The 13,316-nt window shown below is 44.7% G+C and carries 10 protein-coding genes; 2 read left to right on the top strand and 8 right to left on the bottom strand.

The genetic code is table 11. The features are described 5' to 3' along the window. Position 1: 1 nt before the first annotated feature. Both IPJ86_01365 and IPJ86_01360 read left to right on the top strand, forming a co-directional pair. Positions 2-769: a polysaccharide biosynthesis/export family protein gene (locus IPJ86_01365; protein ID MBK7885983.1), complete on the top strand. Its 768-nt coding sequence runs from the start codon at positions 2-4 to the stop codon at positions 767-769. Continuing rightward, the gene (locus tag IPJ86_01360) at positions 766-3,267 is read left to right on the top strand and encodes a polysaccharide biosynthesis tyrosine autokinase (GenBank protein MBK7885982.1); all 2,502 of its coding nucleotides are present in this window, start codon (positions 766-768) and stop codon (positions 3,265-3,267) included. Before IPJ86_01365 ends, IPJ86_01360 begins: the two co-directional genes overlap by 4 nt. Positions 3,268-3,412: 145 nt before the next feature. On the opposite strand, the gene IPJ86_01355 is transcribed toward IPJ86_01360, so the two are convergent. From IPJ86_01355 to miaB, 8 genes are all read right to left on the bottom strand, one after another. Further along, positions 3,413-4,714, bottom strand: a complete 1,302-nt coding sequence (locus IPJ86_01355) for a UDP-N-acetylmuramoyl-tripeptide--D-alanyl-D-alanine ligase (GenBank protein MBK7885981.1) — start codon at positions 4,712-4,714, stop codon at positions 3,413-3,415. 141 nt (positions 4,715-4,855) lie between these two features. Continuing rightward, positions 4,856-6,487 carry a chaperonin GroEL gene (gene groL / locus IPJ86_01350; protein MBK7885980.1) on the bottom strand — a complete coding sequence of 544 codons (1,632 nt, stop codon included), beginning with the start codon at positions 6,485-6,487 and terminating at the stop codon, positions 4,856-4,858. A gap of 43 nt (positions 6,488-6,530) precedes the next feature. Beyond that, positions 6,531-6,809 (bottom strand): co-chaperone GroES, encoded by a 279-nt coding sequence (locus tag IPJ86_01345; GenBank protein ID MBK7885979.1) that lies wholly within the window; start codon positions 6,807-6,809, stop codon positions 6,531-6,533. 184 nt (positions 6,810-6,993) lie between these two features. After that, complete coding sequence (secG, locus tag IPJ86_01340) at positions 6,994-7,356, bottom strand: preprotein translocase subunit SecG (GenBank protein MBK7885978.1); 363 nt, start codon at positions 7,354-7,356, stop codon at positions 6,994-6,996. A gap of 17 nt (positions 7,357-7,373) precedes the next feature. After that, positions 7,374-9,383: a hypothetical protein gene (locus IPJ86_01335; GenBank protein MBK7885977.1), complete on the bottom strand. Its 2,010-nt coding sequence runs from the start codon at positions 9,381-9,383 to the stop codon at positions 7,374-7,376. Next, complete coding sequence (locus IPJ86_01330) at positions 9,383-9,886, bottom strand: LptE family protein (GenBank protein ID MBK7885976.1); 504 nt, start codon at positions 9,884-9,886, stop codon at positions 9,383-9,385. The genes IPJ86_01335 and IPJ86_01330 overlap by 1 nt, the downstream gene beginning before the upstream one ends. Continuing rightward, a complete protein-coding gene (locus IPJ86_01325; GenBank protein ID MBK7885975.1) occupies positions 9,883-11,100 on the bottom strand; it encodes a sigma-54-dependent Fis family transcriptional regulator in 1,218 nt (405 codons plus the stop codon). The genes IPJ86_01330 and IPJ86_01325 overlap by 4 nt, the downstream gene beginning before the upstream one ends. A 393-nt stretch (positions 11,101-11,493) precedes the next feature. Continuing rightward, positions 11,494-12,966 carry a tRNA (N6-isopentenyl adenosine(37)-C2)-methylthiotransferase MiaB gene (miaB, locus tag IPJ86_01320; GenBank protein ID MBK7885974.1) on the bottom strand — a complete coding sequence of 491 codons (1,473 nt, stop codon included), beginning with the start codon at positions 12,964-12,966 and terminating at the stop codon, positions 11,494-11,496. Positions 12,967-13,316: the final 350 nt, after the last annotated feature.

Below are 13,316 nucleotides of genomic sequence, written 5' to 3'. Positions count from 1 at the left end.
TATGTATAGAAAAAGAATATTTTTTCCGGTTTTAATTTCATTGCTCCTCTTACTTGCCAATGCGTGTACTCCGCAGCGAAAGGTGGTCTATATGCAGGGAGATGTGGCTTTGCTCAATGATACCACCACATTTACTATGCTGTTGTATCCGGGAGACATACTCATGATTCAGCTCTTTACCATTAATCCGGATGCTTTTCCGGGGATTGGTATTTCAGCAGGGGAGTCGGAAGGGAATGATAACCGCTCTGCCTATGAGAAGGGCTTTGTATTGGATAAATCAGGAAAGGTAACGCTTCCTTATATCGGAGCTTTAAATCTGAATGGGTATACTTTAGATCAGGCGCACGATACCATCATCGAGCGATTTAAGAAATACATTGATGATCCGGTGATCATCTTGAAGAAACTTAGTTTTAAAGTTTCCATCATTGGAGAGGTGAATCGCCCCGGATTGTATTATGTTCCGAGTGAACAACTCACCTTGCTGGAAGCATTGGCCCTGGCAGGTGATCTGAATAATTTCGCGGATAGAACCAATCTTAAAATATTGCGTAAGACACCTACCGGAATTCTGGAGTTGCCCGTAGATATCACCAACAAAGCTTCGTTTACCGGAATAACTAAATTCATCTATCCGGATGATATTATTTATGTACCACCTACCCGAAAGAAAGCCTTTACCGCGATTTCTCCGGCAACCGCTGTGATAACTTCTTTCCTTACAGCCGTTGCTCTTATTGCAACAGCCTATTTGAGGTCACAATGAACAACATCAATAAAAAGTCTCGTCCTGAAGATGAATTTCAAATTCAGCAACTCCTGCGTGAACTGTTGCTGAAGTGGCATTATTTTGTGATCGCCGGAATTGTTTTCGCCGGACTTGCCTTTATCTATATCAAAGTTACCCTTCCGGTCTATCAGGCCAATTCAAGTATATTGGTGGAGGATTCAAAATCTTCCGCTTCTAACTTCGAGGATTTTCTCTCGAGTGATTTATTCGGGACCAGTTTAAATCTTCCTACCGAAATCGGCATCTTAAGATCAAGGACAGTGGTTCAACAAACGATTGAGCGTTTGAATTTAAGTACACAGTTCTGGTCGTTGAATCGCTTTCCTTCTCAAAACTGGCTGAATTCTATCTTTCCTGCTCAGCCGCTTTATCCGAAGTCTCCGCTGCGGTTGGAGGTAGATACGTTTATCAGAGAATTCAAAGACCTCGCCTTTGACGTTAAAATTATTGATGAAAAAAGTTATGAGCTGGAAGTAGAATATGAAGGCGATAAACTTCCCTATTTTCAGCTGAGTAAGAAATTTCTTTTTGGCGAAACGGTGACTACCGATTTTTTTAAATTCCGTTTGTTTAGAAATGAAGCCAATAATCCATTGAATGGAGGAATGTATGAGTTTAAAGTCAGGTCCACGAATAAACTGGTGGCTGAAATTTTAGAGAATCTCACTGCAGAACCACTCGATAAAGAAGCCAATATTGTGAAGCTTACTTATCAGGATTATATTCCGCTTCGTGCATTGGATATTTTAAATACAATCGGTGAAGTGTACATCGATCTGGAAGTACAGGACAAGGCGGAAGTGGCTTCATTGACCTTAAAATTTGTTGACGAACAACTGAGCAATACCGGTTCTACTTTAAGCAGTACAGAGCAGGAAATGCAGGCGTTTAAAGAAAAGAATAAAACGGTCGACCTCAGCGAAGAATCACGTTCCGTTTTGCAGAAACTGAATCAGCTGGATATTGAGCGGGTAAAAAATAACATCGAACTCGCTTCACTTGAAAATTTGTATAATTATGTCATCAGCAACGAAGACCTGACCAATCTCGCGCCTTCCAGCTTAGGCATTCCGGATCCGTTGTTGGTGGAACTGATCACCAATTTTCAGGCTCTACAATCCAAGAAGAAAAGTATTTCCTACGGAATAAAGTCGGATGCACCAGCGGTAAAAATACTGGATGAACAGATTCAGGAAAACAGAGCATCGCTGTTGGAGAATATCCGATCCATTCAAAAGCGAATGCTGATTACCAGAAATTCTTTGAACGGTCAGCTGAGTCAATATGAGGAAAGCATCAAGCAGATCCCTGAAATTGAAAGGCAACTCCTCGGCATAAAACGAAATTTCGAAGTCAATCAGAATATCTATACGTTCCTGCTGCAGAAAAAAGCAGAGACGAGTATTGCAAAAGCCACTGCGGTTTCAGACAATAAAATACTCGATGAATCTGCACTTGCCGATGAACCGGTTCAGCCAAACAAAAAAATTATTGCTGTCCTTATTTTCCTGTTAACGGGAATTGTGCCCACTGCTATTATTACCATTTCCACGCTGATGCGTACTACGGTGATGAACCGTGATGATATTACCGGAATCACTCAGGTTCCTGTTATTGGTGTTGTAGGTCATTCGGAAGATGAGAATAATCTTATTGTGCAGATGCGGCCGAAGTCGGCATTAGCAGAGGCGTTCAGGACGATTCGTACCAATATTCAGTTTTACGGTTCCGGCAATAAATGCAAAACCATATTGATCACCTCGTCGATAGGAGGGGAAGGGAAGTCATTTATCACGTTGAATCTCGCCACAGTACTTGCCATGCAGCAAAAGAAAGTGCTGGTGATCGGTCTGGATTTAAGAAAGCCGAAATTGTATCAGGATTTTGGTTGGAAGAACGATATGGGTGCTTCTAATTATCTGGTCGGTTCGGCGACGCTGGAATCTGTTATCAGAAAATCAAGCATTCCTTTTCTTGATCTGATCATCGCGGGACCTATCCCGCCAAATCCTGCCGAGTTACTTTCACGCCCTGCCATGGGAGAAATGATCAACGCGCTGAAAGAGCAATATGATTTCATTGTGATCGATACACCTCCGATTGGTGTGGTGTCTGATGCATTTATCCTGATGCCGTATGCCGATATCAATATGTATCTCGTACGTCAGGGCTATTCCCGTCTTGAATTCCTCAAGTCGCTGGATGAACTTTATAAGGATGGTAAAATTCCGAATGCCTGTATCCTGTTGAATGATTCCGATTTTGCATTGTCTTATGGATACGGACACCATTATGGATACATCAATGGCAATGCCGGCTATTATGATATGCAGGAAGTGGAGAATGAGAAGCGAAAGACGGGCTGGAGAAAAATTCTTTCTTCCTTCACGAAAAAAAAGAAAATCCCGTCAGGAATCCTGAAAGGCATTGTTCTCAATTTCTCTCATACGAATTTATTTTTCGATTATGAATAATTTTAGTTTTGAATAAAGGAATATTCTGATAATTAAATCTTTTGTTTAAACGCAGCGACCGCCGCGAACCCGCCGCGAACGCAGCGTTTACGAAAGACGACTGGTGAATAATTCCTTCCTCCTTCACGAATAAAAGAAAATCCGATCAGTAATCCTGAAAGGCGTTCATGAGCTGTTCCATTTTGGCACCTCTCGATCCTTTGATGAGGATGTTTCCTTTGGCGGGCAGATGTTGCTTTAACCATTCTGTACAGGCTTTAGCATTCTCAAAATGATGACAGGAAATTTTTTTCGAAGGTTCAGCGAAGAGAGAGCCGACTAATAAAAGTGTACTTCCGGAAATTTCCGCTGCGTGCTGAGCGATGCGCATATGTTCAACAGCGGCGTCCGTTCCCAGCTCCAGCATTTCACCGAGGGCGATGATCTTTTCACCGGGGAAGTGTTGGCTGAAATTATCCAATGCCGCCTTCATACTGCTTGGATTCGCGTTATAGGTGTCCTGCACGATAGTTAAGCTTCCTTTTCTTAGCACCTGGGAGCGTTGATTGTCGGGATGGTAATTCTCGATGGCCGATTTAATATCATGCGGCTCCACACCGAAATGGGCGCCTACTGCTACAGCCGCTAAAACATTATCCAGATTATAATCGCCGGTTAATTGAGTCTTAATGCGGAGATGGAAGGGACGCATCATTTCCACTTCGAGAAATGCCCCGCTTTGTTCAAAAATTCTGCCCTGGTATTGCACCTGATTGCTCGTTCCGTAGGTGATGATGCTATCGTAGCCATGCAGCATTTCACGGAGGATGGGATTATCCAGATGAATAAAAATCATTCCGCCCTTACTCCGCAGAAAATCGTAAAGCTCTCCCTTGCCTTTCTTCACCCCTTCCGGACCACCAAATCCTTCGAGATGTGCTTTGCCGATATTGGTGATCAATCCAAAATCAGGTTGTGCAATGGCACTTAAGGCGGCAATTTCCTGTTGATGATTGGCTCCCATTTCTATCACCGCGAAATCATGATCATCATTGAGTTGAAGCAAGGTGAGTGGAACACCAATATGGTTATTCAAATTCCCCTGTGTAAAATGCATCTCAAATTCCTGCTTCAACACAGCGGCGGTTAATTCCTTGGTGGTGGTTTTTCCATTGCTTCCGGTGATGGCCAGTATCGTTACATCGAGCCGGTGACGGTGGAAGGTGGCCAGGTCCTGCAGTGTTTTCAAAACATCATCTACCCGCAGCAACCTCGGGTCATCTCCTGCATCCTCATCTACCACGGCAAAGGCAGCTCCTTCCTGAAGCGCTTGCAGGGCAAAACTATTTCCGTTAAAGCTGGGACCTTTTAGAGCGAAGAAAATACAATCCTTCGGCAGATGGCGGGTGTCGGTGGAGATGATAGGGTATTGCTGAAAATATTCGTAGAGTTGGGCGGTGCTAAGCATAGGGCGAAAATAGGAGAAAGGTTGGAGGTGGGAAAAATCCCGAAGTATGATTTTTAACAGGTATAATGTTTATGAAGAATTCATCCTCAAAAAAAGAGGCTGTCCTTTTGAGACAGCCCCTTCTTTATAGAGTGGAGGAGATTAATACATTCCTTCCATTCCGCCACCCGGCATAGCAGGCATAGCGGGTTTATCTTCTTTAATTTCACTCAGTACGCACTCAGTAGTGAGGAGCATACCGGCGATAGATGCAGCATTTTCAAGGGCTACACGTGTTACTTTAGTTGGATCGATGACTCCGGCTTTCATCATGTTCTCGTACACATCGGTACGTGCATTGTAACCGAAATCGTCCTTGCCCTCTTTCACTTTCTGAACGATGATAGAACCTTCGCTACCTGCATTTTCAACAATCTGACGAAGGGGTTCTTCGAGGGCACGCTTAACAATACCCATTCCTGTTGTCTCATCTTCATTGATACCTTTCAGTTTTTCAAGTCCGGCAATACAACGGATATACGCCACACCACCACCGGGAATGATTCCTTCTTCCACAGCAGCACGCGTCGCATGTAAAGCATCGTCAACACGATCTTTCTTCTCTTTCATCTCTACTTCAGTAGCAGCACCTACATATAAAACGGCAACACCACCTGCTAATTTAGCCAGACGCTCCTGCAATTTTTCTTTATCGTAATCGCTGGTCGTTGTTTCGATCTGCGCTTTGATTTGGTTCACTCTTGCTTTGATATCTTCAGTAGTACCACCACCATTAACGATAGTCGTGTTGTCTTTGTCGATCGTTACTTTCTCTGCTTTACCCAACATCGTCAGGTCTGCAGCATCCAATTTGAAGCCACGCTCTTCGCTGATCACAGTACCGCCGGTCAAAATCGCGATATCTTCCATCATGGCTTTACGGCGATCACCAAATCCCGGAGCTTTAACAGCACCAATTTTCAATGAACCACGTAATTTATTTACCACAAGCGTTGCCAATGCTTCACCATCCACATCTTCTGAAATGATCAACATCGGACGACCTGTTTGAACCACTTTCTCCAGCACCGGTAACAATTCTTTCATGTTACTGATCTTTTTATCGTAAAGAAGAATGTAAGGGTTCTCAAGTACCGCTTCCATTTTATCCGCATTCGTTACGAAATACGGGCTGATATAACCACGGTCGAATTGCATACCTTCTACTACTGTTACAGTCGTCTCGGTACCTTTTGCTTCTTCTACAGTGATCACACCTTCTTTCTTCACTTTATTCATCGCCTCAGCAATCAATTTTCCGATCTCATGATCGTTGTTCGCTGAAATGGTAGCGACCTGCTCAATTTTCTGATTGTCGTCACCAACACTCTTACTCATTTTCTTCAGGGCTTCTACCACAGAAATCACCGCTTTGTCAATTCCGCGCTTCAGATCCATTGGATTCGCACCTGCAGCCACGTTCTTCAGTCCTGCTGTAACGATAGCTTGAGCAAGAACTGTTGCCGTAGTAGTTCCGTCACCGGCTACATCAGCAGTTTTAGAAGCCACTTCCTTCAACATTTGAGCGCCCATGTTTTCGATAGGGTTTTTCAGCTCAATTTCTTTTGCCACAGTCACACCATCTTTAGTGATCATGGGTGCACCGTATTTTTTATCAATGATTACATTGCGTCCTTTTGGACCCAAGGTTACTTTTACTGCATTTGCTAAAGCATCAACACCACGTTTTAAAGCGTCGCGTGCTTCCAGGTTAAATGAAATTTCTTTTGCCATGGTTTCTATAAGATTTTGTTGTTTTTAAAGTAGTGAAGGGGGGTTAAATAACTGCGAAGATGTCAGATTCGCGCATGATGAGTAATTCCTTGCCGTCAACAGTAATTTCTGTTCCTGCATATTTGCCATACAATACGGTATCGCCCACTTTTACGGTCAATGGTTCATCTTTCTTTCCATTTCCAACTGCGATAACGGTACCTTTCTGCGGCTTTTCTTTAGCAGTGTCAGGTATAATGAGTCCGCTGGCGGTTTTTTCTTCGGCCGGTGATACTTCTACAATCACACGGTCAGCTAATGGTTTGATACTTAATTTGCTCATGTTACTTGAGTTTATTTAGGTTTATATTAAATGAATTTTTAGTGGAAACAATTTCCGAAACCGCGAATGCAGCTATTATGCCAATCGCCTATTCAATAAAAAATGCTGTCATAATTTCCTTTAAGGAGATTCTGACAGCATTTTCCTGACAGTTGCAACGACAAGCTGTCAGTGCAATTCGTATTTATTGAGCCGGAGCCGGAGCAGCAGGTTGAGCCTGTCCACCCGCCGGAGCAGCACCACCCGGAGCAGGTGCAGGACCTGATGGCACGGGGGTATTCTGAATTTGTTCTTCAATCACGGAAGCGTTACCGGTAGAGGTATTTCTTGGCAACACAAAATTTCCGATCATCGCCAGCACGAGCATAGAGATCGCAAAACCCCAGGTTAATTTTTCAAGGAAATCGGTGGTTTTACGGACACCCATAACCTGGTTAGAGGATGCAAAACCGGAAGCCAATCCGCCGCCTTTTGAATTTTGAACCAATACAACAACGCCAAGCAGGAAGCTGACAATAATAAGGAGGATGATGATAAGTGTAAACATAGTTGCTACTCAGGAATTTAGTTTTTCTTCAATTCTTCAATGAGGGCTGCAAAGTAACGGCTTTTTTCGGGGAATTTCAAGCTTAATTTTTCATAAAATAAAATGGCCTTCTGGAAATTCCCTTGATTCGCATAAATCCCCGCAAGTGTCTCAGAAATAATGTCATCGGGTTCCTGGACGCTTTTTTTCGCCATATTGACCGGACTATAAAACGTACTTTTAGATGGAGTAATCCTCGGTTCTTGCTTTATAAACTTGTCGATCAGTTCCCCTGACGGCTTTTTCGGCTTGGGCGGATCGGTGTCAACGAGGGAAGGATCCGGGATCGGACGCTTTTCAGGGATCAGCGAAGTATCCGAAGGGGATGTTTCATCCATCACCATTTTATGAAGGGAACTTTCCGGCAAGAGTGATTCGGAAGGAGGTACGTCTTGCTCCGCCTGAGGTGTTAGTTCAGAAGGGGCGTGACGGTGTTCAATTTTTGAAGGTTGCTCAGGGTGTTCAATAGTATCCGGCTGTTTGGATGCTGTTGGGGTGCCACTTTTTTTATAAATCAGTTTCGGCACCGTAAAGTTGTAGGTGAGGGGTTCACCTTCTTCCGGAGATGTTGTGCTTCGACCGGAAAGGATATCGGTAGAGGGAGGTGCAGGTTGATCCACCGGATTTTCTACCGTAGCAATGGGTGTTTGCTTTTCTGAAATAGAAATTTCGTTGATTTCCGGAGCAGTGTCCAAAGAAGAAGGTGTTGCGGGAGTAAAGCTCGCCGGAGAATGCATTGAAGGAGCAATGTTCCCGGGAGTATCTGCTGCAGGAGATGCCTTGGATTTTTCATTGGGCGAATCAATTGCGGAGGTCTTTGCGGTGGCGGTGTTTAATTTCAGCCATTCACTGAAGGAATGAATTTCAGTGCCATGCTCCGAATAATCTACAACTTCATTTTTATGCGAATGTTCCGGAGAAGAAGAACTGATTTCTTTTTCATGTAACGGTGCTGCTGCGATAGCGCTCTCCGCTGTGATTCGCGATGATGCGGGTTCATCTGCCTTCGGATTTTCTGCAAAATAATCTACCTGCTTCAATCGGACTTCCTGCAGACTTTCATTGATAATCTCTGCTAATGGATCCGCATCTTCATTTTCCGGAACCTCCTCTTTCGTTGCTGCTAGCTCCACCGGTGGATGCGGAATGTCTTTTTCCGCGATAACTTCGTTCTGAACGTAGGGGATACTTTCCGGTTCTGTATTTTCTACAGGAGATGGGACTTCCTGTTTGATTTCAATTTTTATTTCAGCCTCTTGCTCCCCGGATGCGCGTTCAAACGTTGATTCGATGGCTGTGGATGTATCCTCGTCGGTAGAAAAAACGATCGCATCAGATGCCGTACTGATTTCTTCCTCTGCGTCAAGAGCCGCGACGGTTTCTTCTTCGGGTTCATAATCGAGGTTCAGCTCCACAGGAACATGTTCAAAAACCACGACCTGTGCAGAATTTGTTTCTTCTGACCAGAGTCCCAATTCTTTCAAACGTTCCGTCACGATATCCTGTGCAGAGAGCTCCTGCTTTTCATTCCGGATCTCTTCAATAGATTCTTTTTCCTCATGAACTATCTCCTCTTCACCCGCGATAATCGATTCGGTTTGCTCCATACTTTCTGATGGTTCATACCGCTCTAGATGCGTTACCTCTTCATTCAGCACTTCAATTTCCTCTTCTGTAAGAGGTGATTCTTCCACCGGAACATAGAGGTCATCCAACACAGTACTACTTTCAAAAATTTCAGCGTGAGCCGGGAGTGGCTGCTGATGGATCAACTGAAAAAGCCGGGTACGGTCAGGGGCATAAGCAGCTGTGACTTTCAGTTCCCGGGCATAGTGTACGCTCTCCAGATCATGAAGTTGTCGCAAATAAATATAACGCAGGGGCTGGCAATAGGGAAATTGATTGAGTAAACCTGCAATCGTTTCCACCGGAACTTGCATGGCGGCTTCCGGTTTGCGGATGAGTTCGAAGAATTGTTCTTTCGTCATTACCAGTTGCTCACAGATTTATTGAAAATATCATCCACTAACTGTCGGTTAATTTCATCTATCAGCGTGGCTTCTTCTTCTGATAAACTCTTCTGACTATCGTAGTCGGCGTAGCGTGTAAAAGTAGTTTCAAAATTTTGTTTGTCGTCCTTTGTATTCGTAAATTTCACCAATACACTGATGGTTAACCGGTTTAATGCAGCGGTTTGTGTCCCCTGAATAGCCACCGGACTCGCTTTATAATCACTGATGTATCCTTCGAATTGCAGATCACCGTCTCTTTCCACCTGCCTCAAACTCGTTTGCGAGATGAAACGCTCTTTAATTTTCTCCGTGATCGCCTGACTCAGGAGCGGCTGGACCAATGAAGCCCGATTGGGAAAATACTGCACTGAAAATGTCTTCACCTCAGGCGAGATCGACGCACCGGTGAAGGAATAGACCCCACAGCCAGACCAGATCAGGGACATTAAAAGGGACATACAAACTACAGCGTTCTTCATCCTTTGATCTGATATTCGTTAATTTTCCGGTAGAGTGTGCGCTCAGAAATACCGAGTTCCTTCGCGGCTTCTTTTCGTTTGCCTTTATGACGTTCGATGGCTTTACGGATCATTTCTTTTTCCTTGTCCGAGAGTGACAACGACTCATCTTCCACTTCTTCGTGCGCTTCAATCTTATAGGGCTTGGTGCTTAAGGTCACGCCCGGTTGCGTTTCAATAATCTGAGGTTCATCGGCACGATACAGTTCATGCTCAAAGGCATCCTGTTCCTGCACTCTTACCGGACCATTTCCCATCAAAGTCGCCACCACCTTCTTCATTTCGGTGAGATCTTTTTTCATGTCGAAAAGCACTTTATAGAGCAGTTCCCTTTCACTGAAATCGCCACCACTTTTCACTTCATCACGCAGGACCATCGGCAAGGTCTTCCCGTTCTCCTGAGGAAGATATTTCATTAAAACATCGGCTGTAATCTCTTTCTTCTGTTCCAGAATCGACAATTGTTCCGTCACATTTTTTAACTGACGCACATTGCCCGGCCAACGGTAATCTACTAATAAGCGTTGTGCTTCCGGCTGGAGATGAATCACCGGCATTTTATATTTATCGGCAAAGTCAGCAGCAAATTTCCGGAAGAGCAGGAAGACATCTTCCTTTCTGTCGCGCAGTGGAGGAACATGAATCGGTACGGTATTTAACCGGTAATATAAATCCTCCCTGAAACGACCTCTTTCAATCGCTTCGGGAATATTCACATTGCTCGCGGCCACCACACGCACATCTGTTTTTTGCACTTTACTCGATCCCACGCGGATAAATTCGCCCGTCTCCAACACACGTAAAAGACGTACCTGCGTCGTGAGGGGGAGTTCGGCGACTTCATCTAAAAAGATAGTACCACCGTTCACCACTTCAAAATACCCTTTGCGGGCTTCATGCGCTCCGGTAAAAGCCCCTTTTTCATGACCAAAAAGTTCAGAGTCGATGGTGCCTTCCGGAATAGCGCCGCAATTGACAGCGATATTCGGACCATGTTTACGACTGCTGAGGAAATGAATAATTTGCGGAAAAATTTCTTTACCCGTTCCACTTTCACCGGTAATCAATACAGAAAGATCAGTTGGTGCTACCTGGAAAGCAATGTTGATCGAATGATCTAACTGCAAGGAAGTACCGATAATACCAAATCTGTTTTTTATATCCTGTATCGTCATCTTTTTCTATGCAAACTTTTAGTGTGGTTTGAAATTTTAGCTCCGTCGTTTTGTATGCTACCGGCTACCGGCTTCCGGCTACCAGCTTCCGGCTACCGGCTTTGGGCTTGCGGTGAGGAGGAGCCGCTCTTCATCGCAATCGGAAGTCTCCTTGGGAGAACTGAAGCCTCGCGGCTTCCGGCTACCGGCTACCGGCTACCAGCTTCGGGCTGTTGGTTTTTAGTGAGGAGTTGAGCTTAGTCTTGAAGTGATGGAGTTTTTTGGTAAGACTTATTCTGTATTCTCAAACTGCATTGCCGGCCGTCAGGTAAGTTCTTAATTCTCGATTTCTAATTCCCAATTCCTAATTCCCAATTCCTAATTCTGATCCCGATAGCTATCGGGACTGAATTCTTAATTCTGAATTTCTCCAATCAGTGTTGCTGTTGTGCAATGTGTGATCCTAACGTTGACATAATCGCCGGGTTGGAGATTGCCTTTCGGGAATACCACGACGGTATTCTGCGAATTTCTGCCGGAGAGCATTTCATCGGATTTCTTCGAAACGCCTTCTACCAGGACACGGAATGTTTTTCCAACCGCTTTTTTCGTTCTGATGGCCGATAATTTTCTTTGTAAGTCCACAATCTCCTGTAGTCTTCTGCTCTTTACTTCTTCGGGAATATCATCGGTGAATTTTTTCTCCGCCGCTGTTCCCGGTCGTTCGGAATATTTGAACATGTAGGAGAAATCATAGCCTGCCCATTCCATGAGACTCAATGTATCCTGATGTTCTTCTTCTGTCTCGCCGCAAAAGCCACTGATGATATCGGTGCTGATGCCGCATTCCGGAATGATTCTCCGAATGGATTCGATGCGTTGGATATATTGTTCGCGGGTATAGCCCCGGTTCATTCGTTCAAGTACATTCGAGTTGCCCGATTGAACCGGCAGATGAACGTACTTACATATATTGTCGTATTTCGCAATCACGTGGAGGACGGCATCTGTCATATCCCGCGGATTGCTGGTCGAGAAGCGTATTTGCAGATCGGGATGGACACCCGCCACCATTTCCATGAGGTCGGCGAAGGTGGTGAAGCGCTGTTGTTCTTCCGCAGGGAGTTCATGATGCAGGGCTTTGTGAACGATGTCTGCTTCGAGTTCTTTTTTCTGTCCGCCGCCCCACCAGAGGTAGGAATCTACATTTTGTCCCAATAAAGTCACTTCCCTGTAGCCGTTTTCAAAAAGCTGTTTCGCTTCTTCAAGTATAGATTCCGGGTCCCGGCTGCGTTCACGTCCACGCGTAAAAGGAACGACACAGAAGGAGCACATATTATCGCAGCCCCGCATAATCGAGATGAACGCCGTAACGCCATTCGAGCTCAACCGCACCGGACTGATATCCGCATAGGTTTCCTCTCTCGACAATAAAACATTCACGGCTTTCTGTCCACCTTCCACTTTTTCGATCAGGTGGAGGAGGTCGCGGTAGGAGTCGGGGCCGGCCACGATATCCACTAACTTTTCCTCTTCCAGTAACTTCGATTTCAACCGTTCCGCCATACAGCCGAGCACACCTACGATCAATCCCGGTTTGGCCCGCTTCGCCTTCTTAAAGTCATGCAAGCGGGTACGGACACGTTGTTCGGCATTATCACGAATGGCGCAGGTATTAATAAAAATCACATCGGCCTCGTTATAATCGCGGGTCGTTTCAAATCCACCCTGCGTCAAAATAGATGCAACGATCTCACTATCAGAGAAATTCATAGCGCAGCCATAACTCTCCAGGAACAATTTTTTACCCGATGAAGCTGCCGTTTCCAGCAGGATGGCTTCACCCTGACGCTTTTCGTCGATTACCTTATTTCCTTCGTGTAACATGATTATTTAGGGGGAGCAAAGATAGGAAAAAAAGAGACGATGCTGACAATATGGCAGGAGAAATTTTGGACTTTTTAGACTTGGTTGGTTAGATACTATTTTTAGTTCTCAAAGTGATTTGATTTGAAAATTTGAAAATGGGTTGATTTGAAGATGCGAAGATGTGATGATGCCGAGCTGAGTGAATTTGATCGTGGGACTTGTGAAGGGATGAATGATGATGTGATTATTGATGAATGGGATGGAGGATGGTATCCTCTTTAGGTTAGAAGTCCACACTTTGGGAAACCTGAAAGATTAAAGGTAGGAACGCGGATTAAACGGATTTGGCGGATTTTCGCGGATGGGAA

It is taken from the genome of Bacteroidota bacterium (genome assembly GCA_016713925.1).
In the GTDB taxonomy this organism is placed as follows: domain Bacteria; phylum Bacteroidota; class Bacteroidia; order AKYH767-A; family OLB10; genus JAJTFW01.
Note: the sequence above shows the minus strand (reverse complement) of the source record. Positions and strands in the feature narration are given on the sequence as shown.

Bases quoted from the DNA above. Each gene is read 5' to 3' on its own strand.
- IPJ86_01365 (MBK7885983.1), top strand. From the start codon at position 2: ATGTATAGAAAAAGAATATTTTTTCCGGTTTTAATTTCATTGCTCCTC.
- IPJ86_01360 (MBK7885982.1), top strand. From the start codon at position 766: ATGAACAACATCAATAAAAAGTCTCGTCCTGAAGATGAATTTCAAATT.
- IPJ86_01355 (MBK7885981.1), bottom strand. From the start codon at position 4,714: ATGCTTAGCACCGCCCAACTCTACGAATATTTTCAGCAATACCCTATC.
- groL (MBK7885980.1), bottom strand. From the start codon at position 6,487: ATGGCAAAAGAAATTTCATTTAACCTGGAAGCACGCGACGCTTTAAAA.
- IPJ86_01345 (MBK7885979.1), bottom strand. From the start codon at position 6,809: ATGAGCAAATTAAGTATCAAACCATTAGCTGACCGTGTGATTGTAGAA.
- secG (MBK7885978.1), bottom strand. From the start codon at position 7,356: ATGTTTACACTTATCATCATCCTCCTTATTATTGTCAGCTTCCTGCTT.
- IPJ86_01335 (MBK7885977.1), bottom strand. From the start codon at position 9,383: ATGACGAAAGAACAATTCTTCGAACTCATCCGCAAACCGGAAGCCGCC.
- IPJ86_01330 (MBK7885976.1), bottom strand. From the start codon at position 9,886: ATGAAGAACGCTGTAGTTTGTATGTCCCTTTTAATGTCCCTGATCTGG.
- IPJ86_01325 (MBK7885975.1), bottom strand. From the start codon at position 11,100: ATGACGATACAGGATATAAAAAACAGATTTGGTATTATCGGTACTTCC.
- miaB (MBK7885974.1), bottom strand. From the start codon at position 12,966: ATGTTACACGAAGGAAATAAGGTAATCGACGAAAAGCGTCAGGGTGAA.